We start from the raw sequence: 18,033 nt of genomic DNA, 5'->3' as shown, positions 1-18,033 counted from the left end.
TATTGTAAATATGTTTTGATGTAGATTATGCTTATACTGTGGTGTTAATCCTAATATAGTAATCATCGTATAGAAACTCTTTATTTGTGTCGGGATAAAATTGGTTCAAGATAAGTGCATTTACTCTTTCCGGTTGATTTGATGGAGCTTTCATAATAATTTTTGTAACTTCAAAATCATACGCTAATTCTGTCGCCATCATATATATAATTTCCGAAAAAAACACCTGTTTTTCAAACGAAGATAGTAAATCCAATCTTAATATTCCGACAGGCGTTTCTGTACCAAAGAACCATTTTCCCCATGGCAAAGGCGCAATTTCAATTGTTCCGATAACACTACTTGTATCTTTACTTATTATGCTCCACCTAACAAATTGTCTGTTCTTGTATTCAGTTTGCCAAGCATTTTTTAATTCATCAGAAGATTTTAACTTCCATTCGCCTGAAAAACCATCACGATTCTCATGTTTTAATGTTATAGGGTCAGTGTATACTGTAAACAAATCTTCCGCGTCTTTCTCATTTACGAGCCTAAAGATAAAACTTTGGGTTTCATAAACTGGACACTCATCAAACGGATTAATCTTTTTCATCTTATAACCTCCGATAATATAAATAATCTGTAGTTCACCTTTGTAAACAATTGTGAATTTATTTGCAATATAAATCAATCCAATCTAGTGCCTTCAGCAAGTTGATAGAGGGCATCAAGAAGTTTATGTCTCCATGCAAACCTGTATTTCGATGGATGCCGCAAATGTTTGCAGATTTACGTACAGAAAAACCATTCAACATACATTTAGCGAATGTTTCCCAAATACTTTAACTTTTACGAGTTCCAGATGCAATTGACCTGACTATTTATATGCAGTAGCAATTAATTATGCGTCACCAACAATATTCTTTGCTTGGTTTAGCGCTAAATCAATATTAGAACATATGTTCCCACTCCCTATTGTGCTAATAAAATCGGCTTTTTTCATGACAGATAATGGTTGATCTAGCACATGGGAAAGGATTAATGTAATACCATTCTTTTCAAAAGAAGCTTGTAATCTTTTCATAGTATTCAGTGCGGTTACATCGACGGCTGGAACACTACGCATCCTTAAAATAACTACTTTGGTATCCTTCTTTACTTCATTTGGTATATAGAGAAGTTTGTCAGCGGCACCAAAGAAAAGTGGTCCATTCAATTCGAATACTAAGGTATGAGAAGGTACTTCCTTAAGTTTAAGGCTATCTGCACTACAATCTTCATCAGAATCATCGAAGTCTTCAAGATACTTCCAATTCTTGACCCTTGTTACATCTGCCATTCGTTTCATGAATAATCCACATGCTAATACCATACCCACTTCAATTGCAAGTACTAAATCGAAGGCAAATGTAAGTACGCAGGAAGCAATTAATACGGCAACATCACTTTTAGGGGCTTTCGTATAGGATAAGAAAGCCTTAACATTGAACATATTATAAGAGACTATAATCAGTATTGCAGATAATACACATAACGGTACATGTTTGATTAATGGCATACCAACCATCAAGAATAAGAATAATGTAAGACCGTGAAAGATCGCAGCGATAGGGGTACGCCCGCCATTCTTTGCATTCGCTATGGATCTTGCTACACCACCTGTAGCAGGGATACAGGCAAAGAGACCTAGAACAATATTAGAAATACCTTGTGCAACTAGTTCCATGCTTGATCGGTGCCTACTATGTATTAAGCCATCGGTTACAACTGCAGATAATAATGCTTGCATAGCTATTAGGACAGCAACCGTGAATGCTGGTTGCATTAAATCAAAAACATCATCAAGGGATAGATGCGGTAATGTTGGAACTGAGAGTAACTTAGGAATCTCACCAATCGTCTTAACATCAAGATTACCAAAGTAAGCGATGCAAGTACCTACTATAATAGCGATTAGTGAATTAGGAACCACTTTATTAACTTTTGGCCATAACACTAATATAAGTATGCAAAGGATTCCAAGAAGAATACTTTGATAATTCACATCCGATAGATTTGTAATATACGCATACCACTTACCAAAGAAGTTGGTTGGCATCTTGTCAATCGATAGTCCTAGGAAATCTTTGATTTCTAGTGTGAATATTGTTACTGCAATACCACCAGTAAAACCGATTGTAATTGGAGCTGGAATGAATTTGATTAACTTTCCTAACCGAAACACACCCATAAGTATGAGCATAATTCCTGCAAGAATTGTTGAGATCATTAGACCAGCTAATCCGTATTTACTAATAATCGTTTGTGTGATGATGATGAAAGCACCTGTAGGTCCAGTAATCTGCACACGACTGCCACCTAATAGTGCAACAATGATACTTGAGATGATTGCTGAGTAGATACCCTTTTCTGCAGAAACACCACAACCCAATGCAAAAGCGATAGAAAGTGGTAGTGCAATAATTGCTACAATGATACCGGCGTTCATATCTTTTACAAATTGTTGTTTGCTATAGTGTTTCGTCACAGAAAGAAGTTTGGGTTTAAACTTGTCCATTTTAATTTCTCCTGTGTATTTTATTGAAGTTACCAATCCAAAGTTGGTAGATAACGACAGTTAAAATACTATACCTCATAATTATCAAATTCAAGGGTGAAAAGAAAAGTATATAATATTTATTAAATATTTATAAAATATTAATAAGTTTGGTAAATAATTTGGTAGATTTTTTCGATAGAAAAATAATGTTTGAAAGAACAGAAAGGTTAAATATGTGGTATAATAATAAGATAGCGCGTGGACATCCACGCTTGTAGTGATTTTGGAAAGGAGTAACGGTATGTTAAATATAACGAAAGCCGCAATACGTAATATTGCAGCTGACGAACAGACCTATGCCAGAGGTATTCGTTATTATCAGAATAATGCTGTTAAGAATATTACCTGGTCACAAGCCAATAAGCAGTATCGAGCATTTGTGAAAGGACAGTCCGATTATATCGTTACGGTAACGCAAGATAAAGAAGATTCTTTTACTTATTCCTGTAATTGTCCAGCAAGTTTTAAGTATGATGGGCCTTGTAAGCATGTTATAGCAACTTTACTTTTCATAGCAGATTATGAAAATCGAACCAAAGCGAAAGCTGATATTTCGCCTGATGAGAAGAAAGTGTTTAATATCATTGATTATTTTAGCCGTCAAGATGAGATTAATTTACCTGGCGAGTCGTTTCATATAAAGGTTTGTGTGTATGTTCCTGCTATAATGAAAGCAGAAACTGGTAAGGCGTACCTATCTATACAAGTAGGCAATAATCGATTTTATAAAGTACAAAGTTTGAAGAAATTTATTATAGATTACTATAATAAAGAGGATATTGTACTTGGTAAGGAATTTCGTTTTGTACAAGGAGAAAGTAAATTCCATGAGTCTTCTCAAAGAGTTATGGATTTCCTGGTAGAAGTATATGAGGTGCAGGAATTATTAGGACGTGCTAATAATTCAAATGTTTTTTCAAAATCTCAGATGTTATTAACGAAAAATTTATTAATGAAGTTATTGTCCCTACTAGGAAAAGATACGTTCCATCTGAACCTATATGGAAACGAATATCGTGACGTGCGATTCTATTCTAAGAATCCGAGAATTGAATATCAAATAGATTTAGAAGAAGATTCTCTAATTATGAGTCAAATCTCTGATGATGGTATCATTCCAGTAACGCAAAGTGGTGAGTTATTATTTTATCATCATGGAATGTACCAACCAAATCAGAAGTTTATTAAGAATTTTGTACCGTTCTTTAGTAGTATCAGTAAAGAAAAAGGTTCTTTGCATTTTACGGGGATGAATAAACATAAGTTTTTAGAACACGTTTTACCACAGATTCATGAGACGATGGAGATTCAAGTACCTAATGAAATCAAGAATCGATATATTGATGAACCTTTACGTACGGAGATTTACTTAGATAAATATAAATCGAATATTCGAGCGGATGTAAAGTTTTTCTATGGTGAATATAAGATTAATCCCCTTCATGAGGCATCACATCCAGAAGTTATTATCGTACGTAAACCAATTGATGAAGATGTTGTCATTGACTATCTAGGCAGTATTGGTTTTGAAGCAAATCGCGATTATTTTACTATTAAGGATGAAGAAGAAGCATACGAATTCCTAACGAATACTGTAGAAGATTTAGTTTCTAAGTATGAAGTGTTCTATTCGGAATCGTTTCGAACAATTAATATAAGGAATGTGGGAACTCTGAATACAAATCTGAAAGTAAAATCAGATTCCGATTTGTTAGAGATGCAATTTGAGTTTGAAGATATTCCAACGAATGAACTCAAAGAATTATTCCATTCATACCGTCTTAAGAAGAAATATTATCGACTTAAAAATGGAGATTTTATTAATCTTCAGACAATGGATATGGAGCGAGCAGCTAATTTGCTTGAGCACATGAATGTATCTTATAAAGATTTAAAAGATAGTAATGCTGTTTTACTACCAAAGAATACAGCCCTATATCTGAATCAAGTGATTGAGAATGAAGAGGATATTCATGCTGAGACAAATGCTGAATTTCGTGAATTAGTTAATCAGATTATGAATCCAAAAGAAAATCATTATGAAGTCCCTTCGGAAGTAAATGCGGACCTTCGCAGTTACCAAATAACTGGTTACAAATGGCTGTGTACATTGGCGGATAATAATTTGGGTGGTATATTGGCAGATGATATGGGTCTAGGTAAAACGTTGCAATCTATCGTATATATGGCAGCGAACAAAGAAAGACCATATCTAATTGTGTGCCCATCTTCTTTAGTTTACAATTGGCAAGAAGAAATTGAGAAGTTTGCGCCTTTCTTAAAAACTGTGATTGTAGTAGGTGCTCCAGAAGAACGTGTAGCTACAATCAATAGTGCGAAGAAAGATTTAAGTATTGATGTTGTTATTACTTCGTATCCACTCATTAGAAGGGATATAGAAGCTTATGCAGATATACAATTCCACACTATGTTTATTGATGAAGCACAATTTATTAAGAATGCCAACTCACGTAATGCTAAGTCAGTAAAAGCAATACAAGCAAAGCACAAATTTGCCTTAACAGGTACACCTATTGAGAATAGTTTAGCAGAGTTGTGGTCAATTTTTGATTTTATAATGCCATTCTATCTATTTACTAGCTCGAAGTTCCAATCAATCTATGAGAAACCGATTATTAAAGATGGGAATGAAGAAGCTTTATCCGATTTAAATCGTCATATTCGACCATTTATTTTACGAAGGATGAAGAAGGAAGTTCTGTCGGAATTACCAGATAAAGTTGAGACGAAATACATGACTGAGATGACGGATAATCAAAAGAAAGTTTACGCCGCTTATCTTGCTAATATTAGAAATGATTTGTTCAAAGATGGTGCAGAGGGTGGATTTGAAAAGAAAAAGATAGAGATTCTTGCTGCACTTACAAGACTTCGTCAAATATGCTGTCATCCCTCTACTTTTATTGAGAACTATAAAGGTGGCAGTGGTAAGATGGAATTACTTATGGAAATCTTACCGGATATTATTGGAGCAGGGCATCGAGTATTAATCTTCTCGCAGTTTACCTCTATGCTGCATCTGATTGAAGAGGAACTGAAAAAGACAGAGTTTACGTATTTCATATTAGAGGGATCTACGAATATTGAAACGCGTAAAGAATATGTCAAAAGCTTTAATGATGGCGAACGTGATATCTTCTTGATTTCATTAAAAGCAGGGGGGACTGGCTTGAATTTGGTTGGAGCAGATACGGTAATCCATTTTGATCCATGGTGGAATCCTGCAGTAGAAGAACAGGCAACGGATCGTGTCTACAGAATTGGACAGAAAAATTCTGTTCAGGTAATTAAGTTAATTACGAGGGATACGATAGAAGAGAAGATCTATAAATTACAGAAAAAGAAAAAAGAATTATCTGATTCCGTAATTCAGTCAAAAGAGGTCTTTATCAATCATTTATCAAGAGAAGAATTAGAAGAAATATTCAAGTTATAGTATATTAAAATAATGTATTTTGTTTTAGAGTTGTAAAAATTACTTTAATAATCCATTTGATAAATAGCTAAAATACTGGTACAATATCTGTAATGACATCATTATCAGTCAATCATGTCAGCCGGTTTATGTGAGAGATTAGCAAGAATATTATACTGATGATGTTTTAGAAGAATCTATACTAATAAGAGAATAGTGGATTAATTGTAACGAAATGTTTATAAAGACTAAGGGTATCGTTACATTGAATGAGATGAATATACAGTTTTAGGAGAATAAGAATGAACGACATTACGATTATAGGTATTGCAGGAGGATCTGCATCTGGTAAAACAACGGTGGCAAGCCGAATCAAAGAGGAATTCAAAGAAAATGTTGAATTAATCTGCCATGATTATTATTATCTAGCACATAATGATATTCCATTTGAAGAGAGAGTAAAGCTAAATTATGATCATCCAAATGCGTTTGATACAGAAAGATTAATAAGTGATATTAAACAATTAAAGCAAGGTATTGCTATTGAACGCCCAGTATATTCTTATACGGAACATACAAGACTTGCTGAAACTGTACGTGTTGAGCCAAAGGAAGTTATTATTGTAGAAGGCTTTTTGATTTTTGATAATCCAGAATTATTGAATTTAATGGATATTAAGATTTTTGTAGATACAGATGCAGATGAGAGATTGATCCGACGTATTCTTCGAGATGTTCAAGAACGAGGAAGAAGTTTAGAGTCTGTAATTACACAATATTCTACAACTGTTAAACCAATGCATGAACAGTTCGTAGAACCTTCAAAGCGTCATGCAGATTTGATTATTCCATATGGCGGACAAAATGAGATTGCGTTATCAATGTTGTTGGAGAAGATTCGAAATATGGTAGGATAATATAAATAAAAGAGGTTCAAAAAATTGAAGGCCAGTGGCGAATATTACATTCGTCACTGGCCTTCGATTTCTGGGGATTGATTTTAAGTAAAAAGCTTCATAGAAATCTCGCTTAATGCAAGAATCTGTGTATGCTTACATTAATTTGAAAAATGTGAATTATAGAATTCTTCCACTAGAAGATCAACATAGGAATCATTTAAATCCTTATCGAATTCTTCAAGAATTCTTTTCTTAATGTACTCTGTTTGTTTGAAGTAGTTAATCTCATCTACTTCCTGAGGATCTACAACGGAGTCTAGTACTTCTTGTGTTATCGTTTTCTCTAACCACTCATTAATGGCATCAGTGAGGGTGTTTTCTTCAGAAATTTGTCCCTCTACTTGTTTCGAATGTTTTAATGTACCAAGACCAATAAGAAGGAAGATTGTGAATAATACGCCCATAATAATCCATGAAAAGTAACCTTGATAGAAACTTAATACTCCTAATATATTAAGGAGTAGCACCACTAATCCGACGATTCCTACTGCAATAAAGAGATGCCCCGTAGAACGAAGATCCTTAAACTGATCCGCTTTTTTTACATATACAGAAGAAGACTTAGAAGTAGTTTTCATATCCTTTATTGAGTTGTCGTCCTTATTGGTCTCATATGAATACTCATCCTCTTCATAATCCTTATCAGAAGTATCTGTTGGAGTTGATACGGAAGCCGCATCTTGATTAGACTTCGGATTCTCTTTAGCTGCTTCTTCTTCTGCTTCCGTCTCAGCAGTATAGAATGCTTGAAATAATTTCTTTGCTTCCGTCACATCCTTTTCATTAACGGTAACTACATAAGCATTGTCTTTTTCATCATAAGAATAAGAAGTTTGATCAATCTTAGAATAGCGAAGGAATTCGATTAATTTCTGTGCATTTTCTTCAGTTTCTAGACGAACTACTTCTGAATTATGAGATTGATTTTCTGTAATCGCATCGACTAATTCTGTACCGCAATCTGCACATTCTTTAATCCCTTCTCGAAATTCCATATTACATTTTGGACACCATGGCATATTTGAAACCCCCTTTGCGTTAATAAGGGCTTCTGCAAAACTTGAAGTCATATTGCAAAAGCCCTTTTTCTTGTTATTATTTACTCAGCAATTTTAATTAGGTGATATGCTTTCTTGCCTTTTTTAACAAGTAAAGCACCATCTGTATTAAAATCGTTTGGTGTGAAAACACGGTCAAATTCAGTTACTTTAACATCGTTAACGGACACACCGCCTTGTGTAATGTTTCTTCTTGCATCGGAACGAGATGCTGCTAATTTAGCATCTACTAAAAGAGTAATTAAGTCGATTCCTTCATTAAATTGCTCAGCAGAATAAGTAGTAGTAGGCATGTCATCTGTTTTCATGTTACCACCGAATAGAGCACGTGCAGCTTCCTGGGCTTTCATTGCTTCTTCTTCACCATGAACAATCTTAGTGATTTCGTATGCAAGAACTTCTTTTGCATGATTGATTTCTGAACCTTCTAATGCACCAAGTCTACGTACTTCATCCATTGGTAGGAATGTAAGAAGACCAAGACATTCTTCAACCTTAACATCTTCGATGTTTCTCCAGTATTGATAGAATTCATATGGAGAAGTCTTTTCTGGATCTAGCCATACAGCACCCTTCATAGTTTTACCCATCTTGATACCTTCGCTAGTTGTTAATAGTTTGAAAGTTAAACCGAATGCTGGTTTGCCTTCTTTACGACGGATTAAGTCTACACCACCTAAGATGTTAGACCATTGGTCGTTACCACCAAGTTCTAGTGAACAACCATACATTTGGTTAAGTTTTAAGAAATCATATGATTGCATTAACATGTAGTTGAATTCGAAGAAAGTAAGTCCTTTTTCCATACGTTGTTTGTAACAATCAGCAGTAAGCATCTTGTTTACGGAGAAGTGAACACCAACTTCACGAAGGAATTCAACATAGTTAAGTTCAAGTAACCAATCCGCATTGTTTGCAATGATTGCGTTATCGTTATCGAAATTAATAAAACGTGATAATTGTTGATAGAAACAGTCAGCGTTGTGTTGGATTGTTTCTCTTGTCATAATCGTACGCATGTCTGATTTACCAGATGGATCACCAATCATAGTAGTACCGCCCCCAAGTAAAGCGATTGGTCTGTGACCTGCACGTTGCATGTGCATCATGGCCATAACTGTTAGGAAGTGACCAGCTGTTAAACTGTCGGCAGTAGCATCAAAACCTATATAAAAGGTAACTTTCTCCTTACCTAATAATTCTCTAATTTCTTGTTCATGAGTAGTTTGCTCGATAAACCCTCTTTCGAGTAAAATATCATATACGTTTGTAGACATTTTTGTTCCTCCTTAAGGTATTTGGTAACGAATTAGTTACCTTTAATCATTTTATTATCGTAACACAAACCCCCGTCATATTCAAGACGAATGTATGCATATATTTAATGAGGTTATAATTATTATGTAGTGGAAGCGTATGAAGAAAATTACTCGCATCCCAGTATAAATACCGCAAGCGTACTTGTGGTATGCAGGAGCAAGGTTGAAAGAAATATTAAGAAAGGGGCCATGCGTTGCTGTCTTTCAGCCTATTAATTACAGCAGTATTACAAGCAAGTTTAGGATGAACTTGTGATATGCATGGGTATAATAATGGAAAAGGATACAACCTATACTGTGAATAGACAAGAATTAATTCGTATAGCAAGAGAGAGTTGCGAAGGTAACCTTAAATCTTCTGGGAATGGTAGGTTTTCTCAAGGTTTTTCAATGAAGGGAGCTACCAAAACGAAAACAGCTATAGCAAAGGCACCAAAAGTTACTACAGCTAAGGCTTCGAGAGCTGTTACAATATCAGCGCAGGAGAAGAAACAAACGGCAATTAAGTTTATGTTAATCCGCACTATCTGTGCATCTGCGATTTTTCTGACGATTGTGGTCATTGATAAATTTAACTTTACATACGAAACATTCAACAGTGATCGGATCATAGAATCCGTACAGAGTAACCATATGTACGAAAAGGCTGAGAAATTCTTTGCCACATTGCAAGACGAAAAAATTGTTGATGTTTTTAATGGACTTGATTAAGGAAGTTGTGTTATACTCATAAACGTATGTAAATGTGTAGATGAAAGAAAATGGTTCTTATAGACATTTGATATAACAACTTTTATAAATGTAGCTATTACAATGTGATGTGCTTTCACAAGTGATAGCCAATATAGAATGGAGATACAAGATACATGAGAAAATTAGCGTTATCCGATGAAATACTGTTAACGGTTGAAAAACCAGCCAGATATATTGGTAATGAAGTAAATATGGTTGTAAAAGACTTAGATAAAATTGATATTCGTTTCTGTATGTGTTTTCCAGATGTGTATGAAATCGGTATGTCACATCTAGGAATTCAGATTCTATACGATATGTTCAATAGAAGAAGCGATACGTATTGTGAAAGAGTGTATTCACCGTGGGTAGACCTTGATGCGATTATGAGAGAGAAGAACATTCCATTATTTGCGCTTGAATCACAAGATCCAATCAAAGATTTTGATTTCTTAGGAATTACTCTTCAATATGAGATGTGTTATACAAACATCCTTCAGGTATTGGAATTGTCAAAGATTCCAATCTATGCGAAAGATAGAACAGAAGAAGATCCAATCGTAGTTGGTGGAGGACCTTGTGCGTATAATACTGAACCGCTGGCTGATTTCTTCGATTTCTTCTATATAGGAGAAGGGGAAACTGCGTATGATGAGATTCTTGACCTCTATAAAGAAAACAAAAAGAATGGTGGTTCAAGAACAGATTTCCTTCGTAAAGTTGCCAATGTGCAAGGTATGTATGTACCTAAGTTTTATGATGTTACGTATAACGAAGATAATACAATTGCATCATTTACAAAGAATGATCCTGAAGTACCAGATATGGTTAAGAAACAAGTTGAGATGGCTTTAAGTGAAACTGTATATCCAGAAAAACCACTTGTCCCATATATAAAGGCAATTCAAGACCGTGTTGTACTTGAGATTCAACGTGGCTGTATTCGTGGCTGTCGTTTTTGTCAAGCGGGCATGATTTATCGACCAATTCGTGAAAGAGATTTGGAATTCCTAAAAGAACGTGCTTATGAGATGTTAAAAGCAACAGGACATGAGGAAATCTCACTAAGTTCATTAAGTTCAAGTGATTATTCAAAGTTACAAGAATTAGTTTACTTCCTGATTGATGAATTCCGTTCTAAAGGTGTAAATATTTCACTACCTTCCTTACGTATCGATGCTTTTGCACTTGATGTAATGAGTAAAGTACAAGACGTAAAGAAGAGTAGTTTAACATTTGCACCAGAAGCTGGTTCTCAGAGACTTCGTGATGTTATTAATAAAGGTCTTACAGAAGAAGTAATCCTTAAGGGTGCCATGGATGCTTTCACAAGTGGTTGGAACCGTGTTAAATTATATTTCATGTTAGGGCTTCCAACTGAAGATTATGAGGATATTGAAGGAATCGCTACATTATCTGACAAGATTGCAAGAGAATATTATACAATACCTAAGGAGGAGAGAAATGGTCGTGTAAGTATCGTATCAAGTACTTCCTTCTTTGTTCCAAAGCCATTCACTCCATTCCAATGGGTACGTATGAATACGAGCGAAGAATTCTTAGAGAAACAACGATTCTTGAATGGTAAGATGAGGGAACAATTGAATGCAAAGAGTATCAAATACAATTGGCATGAAGCAGAGCTTACGATGTTAGAAGGTGTTCTTGCTCGAGGAGACCGAAGAGTAAGTAAGATTGTATATGATGCGTATAAAGCAGGATGTATCTATGATTCTTGGTCTGAACATTTCAAATATGATTTATGGATGAAAGCATTCGAAGATAACAATATGGATCCTCTATTCTATACAAGTAGAGAAAGAGATTTTGAAGAAATCCTACCTTGGGATTTCATAGATGTTGGAGTAACAAAGAAATTCCTTAAAAGAGAATATGAACGCGCGGTATCCGAAAAGATAACTCCAAACTGTAGACAAGCATGTTCAGGTTGTGGTGCTATGAGTTTTGGTGGCGGTGTATGCTTTGAAGGAGGAGTTCAGTAGATGAAAGCAAGAGTAAAATTTTCTAAGACAGGTAACTTAAAGTTTATTGGTCACCTTGATGTGATGCGATATTTTCAAAAGGCATTCCGCCGTGCAGAGATTGATATTGAGTATTCAAAGGGGTATAGTCCTCATATGTTATTATCCTTTGCAGCACCTCTTGGAGTGGGATTAACAAGTGATGGAGAATATCTTGACATGCAGTTGTTATCTACCCTTACAGAAGAAGAGATGGTTGCTAAGATGAATGAAGCTATGGTAAGTGATATTAGGGTAGTAGATTTCAAGCTTCTACCTGATACTAGCAAGAATTCTATGTCAATCGTAGCAGGAGCAGATTACAAAATCTCACTAAAAGACGGTTATGCATTCGAAGCTGTTACAGATGAAGACGGACATGTTCTTGAAACTTCATTAACGATAGAAAACTTCAAAGAACATTTTGAAGCATTTATAGCAAAAGAACAAATCGTAATTCTTAAGAAATCTAAGAAGAGCGAGAATGAAGTGGACATCAAACCATTTATCTATCAGGTGGCTTTTGATGCAAAGACATTTGCTGAACTTGGTGGTGCTTTCTGTGAAAACAGTGTTGCGGAAAGGTATGATAATGATTGTGTCTGCTACATGCAATTAGCAACTGGTAGTGTAAATAATTTAAAACCTGAGTTAGTTATGCAAGCTTTTTGCCAAGCAGAGAATGTAGTTTTCAATCCATTTGCTTATCAAGTTCATCGAATGGAAGTATACGCAGATCTTGGAACAGAAGAGGAAAGAAAACTTGTTCCACTTAATGACGTGAAATAAATGTAACGAAATAGTTGCATATTAAGAAAAATATAGGATACGGTTATAGAGACATTCCATTTGAATTTCTTTATAACCGTATTTGTGCACACTTGATTAGGTAGACTATGTTTTAATAACTCAAACTTCGAACTAACAGCAAGTGCAGATAGGAGCAGGTATGAACAATAAGCTAGTCTTAACGACGAAAGAGAATAGAATAATATCTTCCTTAATTGAAGACAATGAATTCGTACAGTTGCGCGTTGACTCTATGGATTCAGACAGTTTATTAGGGAATATATATGTTGGCAAAGTTAAGAATATTGTCAAAAATATCAACGCTGCATTCATAGAAATTGCAGATGGTGTAATGTGTTATTATTCTTTGGAAGAGAATAAGTATCCTATATATGTGAAAGATAAAAAGTCGGATAGGCTAGTTATGGGAGATGAAATCTTAGTGCAGATTGAGAAAGAGAATATTAAGACGAAAGCTCCAGTAGCTACATGCCATTTGAACTTCACTGGAAAATATGTTGTCTTAACACACGGGAAGACTAAGGTTGGTGTTTCATCTAAGATTACTTCGGATAAGGAGAAGAAGCGCTTAAGGGAGATTCTATCTTCTTATAAGAATAGTGAGTATGGATTTATTATTCGAACGAATGCGGAAGGTGCATCAGAAGAGATACTACGAGGAGAAATTGAAACATTAATTAAGAGATATGAGGAGATTACCGTGTTCGGTGTGCATCGAAGTGCATTTTCATTGGTGTATAAAACACCATCAGCGTATCTATGTGATATTCGAGATGGCTATGCGAATGCCCTTACGGAAATTGTTACGGATGATCAGCTTATTTTTACCCAGATTAAGGAATATCTTGAAACGTATCAAGAAGAAGACTTGGATAAGTTACGCCTATACCAAGATGATCAAATCAAATTAAGTGCAGTTTATAATATCGATAAGAGACTAGATGAGGCAACGAGGGAACATGTCTGGCTTAAATCGGGTGCTTATCTTGTTATTCAGCATACAGAAGCCTTTAACGTTATAGATGTGAATACAGGAAAGGCCATAGCCGGTAAGAAGAAGGCGCAAGAGACATTTCTTAAGATTAATCTTGAAGCAGCAAGAGAAGCGGCAAGACAAATTCGCTTGCGTAATCTATCGGGAATTATTATAATTGACTTTATAGATTTATTAGATAAAAAGGATCAAGAAATTCTTATGAGAGAGTTAACAGATTTGTTTCGAAAAGATCCTGTTAAGACAACAGTAGTTGATATTACTGCTTTAAACTTAGTTGAGATAACACGTAAGAAGGTTCGAAAACCATTGCACGAACAGATGAAGTAGGTGTTTAGAGTTGCGAAAATCCTGTCGTGGTTCAGGCTAGCTCGGCGTCCATGCCTCGCCTTCCTATTTGCTTATGCTCACACTAAGAAGTTCTACAGTTATTGCGCTATCGTTTCTTACAGAGTATATGGGTGGTTCTAGCATCTAACTACTTTACTAGGAGTTTCTCTGTTACACACTACACAAGTACTTTGACATCTGATGAATAAATATCCCTTAGACTTTATTAAAAAGCATAAATTACTGGATTCCTAATTATTCTAGAAGGAACAAGGAGGTTAATATGAATAAGACAAATGTTATGCGACTATTAGAACAAGCAAAGATACCTTATACACCACATGAATATGAAGTTGATGAGAACAATCTTGCTGGTGAACATGTGGCGAAACAAATAGGGCTACCATTTGAGAGGGTATTTAAGACATTAGTAGCATTTGGCGAAAAACATGGTGTAGCGGTGTTTTGTATTCCTGTTGGAACGGAGCTGGATCTTAAAAAGGCAGCGAAGGCAGCAGGAGAGAAGAAGATTGATCTGCTACCAGTAAAAGACCTTTTGAAACATACTGGGTATATACGTGGTGGTTGTTCCCCTATAGGTATGAAGAAGAAATATCCTACCTATATTGACGAAACTGCAACCTTATATGATACGATTACAGTAAGTGCAGGTGTTCGAGGTTGTCAAATAGAGTTAGAACCAAATGCAATTATCTCATATGTAGAGGCCAAGGAAATGGATTTGGTTGTATAAGTTTGCGTTATTATCTATAACTATTTAGAGTTTTGAATTAATATGAAAGAAGGAGAATACATGAAAATAACTGTAATAGGTTGCGGACGTTGGGGTTCTTTAATTACTTGGTATTTAGATAGTATTGGACATGATGTTACTCTGTATGGTCGTGAGAATTCAAAGAATATGCAACGTTTTATTATGGAACGAAAGAATGATTTATTAGTATTTCCGGAATCGATAAAGTTAGTGACTAACTTGGCATGTGTAAAAGAAGCGGACGTTATAGTGATATCGGTTAATTCACAAGGTTTGCAAGCTCTAATGGATGAACTTAAGCAATATGAGCTTACAGACAAAATTTTTGTCCTTTGTATGAAAGGAATCGAAATTTCTACCGGTAGAAGATTATCACAAATAGCGAATGATAATCTTGATTTCTCGAATAATGTTGCAGTATGGATAGGGCCTGGTCATGTACAAGAATTCTATCATGGCATTCCAAACTGTATGGTAATTGACAGTAACGATAGCAAAACAAAAGAGTTGTTAGTGAATGAATTCTCTAGTGATTTGATTCGTTTTTATTATGGACAAGATTTAATTGGAAATGAGATTGGTGCCGCTGCAAAGAACGTAATTGGTATTGCAGCAGGTATGCTTGACGGACTTGATTTATCCACATTAAAAGGAGCACTCATGTCAAGAGGAACAAGAGAAGTTGCTAGGTTGATTAAGGCAATGGGTGGTAATGAATTATCAGCATATGGTCTATGTCATCTAGGAGATTATGAGGCTACTGTGTTCTCGCAGTTCAGTCATAATAGAAGATTTGGAGAAGCATACATTAAAAAAGAGCCTTTTGATAAGTTAGCAGAGGGTTACTATACGGTAAAAGCTATGTTGAATCTGGGTAAGAACTATGGTGTGGATTTACCGATTTGTACTGCAGTATATGAGATTCTTTATCGTGAAAAAGATGCCAAAGATGTTTTAAATGGATTATTTACAAGATCCTTAAAGAATGAATTTTAATAAGATTAGTATATAAGAAGAGACAGTAGAACTTTTACTGTTTCTTCTTGTTTTTGTCTTAATGAGTTTTTGTTTGCCTATTAGAGGAAAAAATACTATAATTAACATGTAAAAAATACATATAAAGGATGCTTAGATGCAAAAAACTCATTATTACATAAAAATGAAAAAAGTATTGATTTATCTCTCTATTTGTTTACTTTTAGTCTTCTTTTTTTATTCACTGTACAATAATTTTGAGATACTACAAGGAAACGCGAATAAGGGTAGGATGATAGCAACGACAGAGATGACAGAGACATCGGCTATTACCTTAGATGGGGAGTGGGAATTCTACCCAATGCAGCTAAAAACCAATGATTTTGAAAATCCATTTTATATTCAAGTACCTGGAAGTTGGACACATTCCTTTGATACTAAAAAGGCAGAAAACAGATATGGTTATGGCACTTATCGGCTAATTCTCCGCCTGAAGGAGCATACGAATTACTGCTTAAAAACACGATTCTTATCTAGTGCTTATCGTATATATATTAATGGAGAATTTATGGCTGCTAATGGCAGTTTGTCAACAACTAAAGAGGGTGAAGTAGCAAGCTGGGAACCTAAAATTATTCAATTTCAAACGGAACAGGCTGACACAGAGATTGTAATACAAATCTCTAATTACTCTTGCTATGAAGGCGGAATTATTACGAGCATTGTTCTTGGAAGTACAACGGGAATCTATAAGTATGGTTATTTGATTATTCTACGAAATGCAGTGTTTATGGGAATGATAATTGGGATTGGATTTTTTCTTATTATTTTTAATATGGCGGTGCGAAAAAACCGACTATCTGGTTGGCTTGGATTGTTTTGCATTGCTTCTTTTTTATTGGAGTTGATATTTGATGGTGAAATTTTGTTTTCATTAATTCCAAATGCCCCAGTATCCCTGTTTATTAAAATCGAGTATCTTGCATTTATAGGACAAGTTGTTGCAATGATTCAATTTGTTCGAACAATGTTTCCAGAGTATACGATTAAGAAATCTTTTTACATAATCAGAAGTATCGACGGATTGTATTTTGCTTCAATATTAGTTGCATCAACACTTACAGTTATCTATACAGATAGTATCTTGATGGTTGTGTTGTTCTTGAATTGGTTCTATTGTGTATATGTCACAATCCTATCGAGAAAGACCTACAAAAAGAGTAATCTCATTTTGCTTCTTGGAATTGGATTTTTATTGGTAGGAGGAATATTACAGTTTCTTGATATGCGGTGGCTTCTTCATCGCAACTTGAACTTGTCAGAAGATTACTATATTCTTGGAGTTTTACTTTTTATCTTATGTCAATCTTATATCATCTTTTATGATATTGAGGAAAATGTTAGAAGGGCGAATCTTGCTAAGCGAATGGAAATTGCATTCTTGCAGGCACAGATAGCTCCACACTTTTTCTTTAATGTAATAAATAATATCTATTATTTAATGGATAAGGATGCTTCAACAGCAAAGCGGTTATTGTTATGCTTTAGTAATTTCCTCCATGTTAAACACAAATTTGATTATAGGAGCAATATTTTCTATACACTGAAGGAAGAGTTGGATTTGGTGCATTCATTTGTTGAAATAGAAAACATACGGTTGGATAATAAAATAACTCTTACACTTGAAGTGAATGAAACTTTATTGGAAACTAAGATTTTACCGTTAACACTTCAACCCTTGGTGGAAAACTCCATTAAACATGGATTTCAAGGAAAGCCTTTATCCATCTTTATTATAATTGAACAACAACAAGAAGGAATAGGATACTGTATCAAAGACAATGGAAAAGGAATTAGCAGAAATCAATTAGTGGATATTGTGCAAAATAAAACAGAATCAAAAGGAGTTGGTATTACCAACATTAACTATCGTCTACTGGATTGTTATGGAACAATGTTACATATAGATAGCATGCTTGAGGAAGGTACCACCATAACATTTCTAATACAAGATAATAAATTATATAAAGGAGAGAGGTAAGA

The 18,033-nt window shown here is 34.8% G+C and carries 13 protein-coding genes and 1 pseudogene; 9 read left to right on the top strand and 5 right to left on the bottom strand.

Annotated elements, in window-relative coordinates:
• Positions 1 to 31: 31 nt before the first annotated feature.
• The 3 genes and pseudogenes from BUB90_RS00350 to BUB90_RS00345 all read right to left on the bottom strand — a co-directional run bounded on the left by BUB90_RS00350 (position 32) and on the right by BUB90_RS00345 (position 2,539).
• A complete protein-coding gene (locus BUB90_RS00350; RefSeq protein ID WP_073281597.1) occupies positions 32 to 595 on the bottom strand; it encodes a GNAT family N-acetyltransferase in 564 nt (187 codons plus the stop codon).
• Between the two features lie 77 nt (positions 596 to 672).
• Positions 673 to 854 (bottom strand): annotated as a pseudogene (locus tag BUB90_RS23000) (IS1595 family transposase); the annotation flags it as partial.
• A 29-nt stretch (positions 855 to 883) separates the two neighbouring features.
• On the bottom strand, positions 884 to 2,539 hold the full coding sequence (locus BUB90_RS00345) for a SulP family inorganic anion transporter (RefSeq protein ID WP_073281595.1): 1,656 nt from the start codon (positions 2,537 to 2,539) through the stop codon (positions 884 to 886).
• Between the two features lie 283 nt (positions 2,540 to 2,822).
• Between BUB90_RS00345 and BUB90_RS00340 the strand changes: the two genes are divergently transcribed.
• Entirely contained in the window at positions 2,823 to 6,038 is a 3,216-nt protein-coding gene (locus tag BUB90_RS00340) for a DEAD/DEAH box helicase (RefSeq protein WP_073281593.1), read from the top strand.
• Positions 6,039 to 6,319: 281 nt separating this feature from the next.
• The gene (gene udk / locus BUB90_RS00335; protein WP_073281591.1) at positions 6,320 to 6,934 is read left to right on the top strand and encodes a uridine kinase; all 615 of its coding nucleotides are present in this window, start codon (positions 6,320 to 6,322) and stop codon (positions 6,932 to 6,934) included.
• Between the two features lie 140 nt (positions 6,935 to 7,074).
• Here udk and BUB90_RS00330 read toward each other — a convergent pair whose 3' ends face one another.
• Together BUB90_RS00330 and tyrS are read right to left on the bottom strand one after the other, a co-directional pair.
• Positions 7,075 to 7,995, bottom strand: coding sequence for a hypothetical protein (locus BUB90_RS00330; RefSeq protein ID WP_073281589.1), 921 nt, complete (start codon positions 7,993 to 7,995; stop codon positions 7,075 to 7,077).
• Between the two features lie 80 nt (positions 7,996 to 8,075).
• Positions 8,076 to 9,311, bottom strand: coding sequence for a tyrosine--tRNA ligase (gene tyrS, locus BUB90_RS00325; RefSeq protein ID WP_073281587.1), 1,236 nt, complete (start codon positions 9,309 to 9,311; stop codon positions 8,076 to 8,078).
• A gap of 303 nt (positions 9,312 to 9,614) precedes the next feature.
• Here tyrS and BUB90_RS00320 point away from each other — a divergent pair, with 303 nt between their 5' ends.
• The 7 genes from BUB90_RS00320 to BUB90_RS00290 all read left to right on the top strand — a co-directional run bounded on the left by BUB90_RS00320 (position 9,615) and on the right by BUB90_RS00290 (position 18,031).
• Entirely contained in the window at positions 9,615 to 10,064 is a 450-nt protein-coding gene (locus BUB90_RS00320) for a hypothetical protein (protein WP_073281585.1), read from the top strand.
• Between the two features lie 155 nt (positions 10,065 to 10,219).
• Positions 10,220 to 12,088 carry a TIGR03960 family B12-binding radical SAM protein gene (locus tag BUB90_RS00315; RefSeq protein WP_073281583.1) on the top strand — a complete coding sequence of 623 codons (1,869 nt, stop codon included), beginning with the start codon at positions 10,220 to 10,222 and terminating at the stop codon, positions 12,086 to 12,088.
• Positions 12,089 to 12,895, top strand: a complete 807-nt coding sequence (locus tag BUB90_RS00310; RefSeq protein ID WP_073281581.1) for a TIGR03936 family radical SAM-associated protein — start codon at positions 12,089 to 12,091, stop codon at positions 12,893 to 12,895.
• Between the two features lie 160 nt (positions 12,896 to 13,055).
• The gene (locus tag BUB90_RS00305) at positions 13,056 to 14,240 is read left to right on the top strand and encodes a ribonuclease E/G (RefSeq protein WP_073281580.1); all 1,185 of its coding nucleotides are present in this window, start codon (positions 13,056 to 13,058) and stop codon (positions 14,238 to 14,240) included.
• 283 nt (positions 14,241 to 14,523) lie between these two features.
• Positions 14,524 to 14,994, top strand: coding sequence for a Cys-tRNA(Pro) deacylase (gene ybaK / locus BUB90_RS00300; protein ID WP_073281578.1), 471 nt, complete (start codon positions 14,524 to 14,526; stop codon positions 14,992 to 14,994).
• 60 nt (positions 14,995 to 15,054) lie between these two features.
• Positions 15,055 to 16,011 carry an NAD(P)H-dependent glycerol-3-phosphate dehydrogenase gene (locus tag BUB90_RS00295; RefSeq protein WP_073281576.1) on the top strand — a complete coding sequence of 319 codons (957 nt, stop codon included), beginning with the start codon at positions 15,055 to 15,057 and terminating at the stop codon, positions 16,009 to 16,011.
• A 271-nt stretch (positions 16,012 to 16,282) separates the two neighbouring features.
• Entirely contained in the window at positions 16,283 to 18,031 is a 1,749-nt protein-coding gene (locus tag BUB90_RS00290; RefSeq protein ID WP_073281575.1) for a sensor histidine kinase, read from the top strand.
• Positions 18,032 to 18,033: the final 2 nt, after the last annotated feature.

The organism is Anaerosporobacter mobilis DSM 15930 (assembly GCF_900142955.1).
In the GTDB taxonomy this organism is placed as follows: Bacteria; Bacillota; Clostridia; order Lachnospirales; family Lachnospiraceae; genus Anaerosporobacter; species Anaerosporobacter mobilis.
This window is presented reverse-complemented; position numbering and strand designations above follow the sequence as displayed.

Coding starts and splice junctions, on each gene's coding strand:
- BUB90_RS00345 (WP_073281595.1), bottom strand. CDS start 2,539: ATGGACAAGTTTAAACCCAAACTTCTTTCTGTGACGAAACACTATAGC.
- BUB90_RS00310 (WP_073281581.1), top strand. CDS start 12,089: ATGAAAGCAAGAGTAAAATTTTCTAAGACAGGTAACTTAAAGTTTATT.
- ybaK (WP_073281578.1), top strand. CDS start 14,524: ATGAATAAGACAAATGTTATGCGACTATTAGAACAAGCAAAGATACCT.
- BUB90_RS00350 (WP_073281597.1), bottom strand. CDS start 595: ATGAAAAAGATTAATCCGTTTGATGAGTGTCCAGTTTATGAAACCCAA.
- BUB90_RS00340 (WP_073281593.1), top strand. CDS start 2,823: ATGTTAAATATAACGAAAGCCGCAATACGTAATATTGCAGCTGACGAA.
- BUB90_RS00305 (WP_073281580.1), top strand. CDS start 13,056: ATGAACAATAAGCTAGTCTTAACGACGAAAGAGAATAGAATAATATCT.
- BUB90_RS00320 (WP_073281585.1), top strand. CDS start 9,615: ATGGGTATAATAATGGAAAAGGATACAACCTATACTGTGAATAGACAA.
- BUB90_RS00330 (WP_073281589.1), bottom strand. CDS start 7,995: ATGCCATGGTGTCCAAAATGTAATATGGAATTTCGAGAAGGGATTAAA.
- tyrS (WP_073281587.1), bottom strand. CDS start 9,311: ATGTCTACAAACGTATATGATATTTTACTCGAAAGAGGGTTTATCGAG.
- BUB90_RS00295 (WP_073281576.1), top strand. CDS start 15,055: ATGAAAATAACTGTAATAGGTTGCGGACGTTGGGGTTCTTTAATTACT.
- udk (WP_073281591.1), top strand. CDS start 6,320: ATGAACGACATTACGATTATAGGTATTGCAGGAGGATCTGCATCTGGT.
- BUB90_RS00315 (WP_073281583.1), top strand. CDS start 10,220: ATGAGAAAATTAGCGTTATCCGATGAAATACTGTTAACGGTTGAAAAA.
- BUB90_RS00290 (WP_073281575.1), top strand. CDS start 16,283: ATGATAGCAACGACAGAGATGACAGAGACATCGGCTATTACCTTAGAT.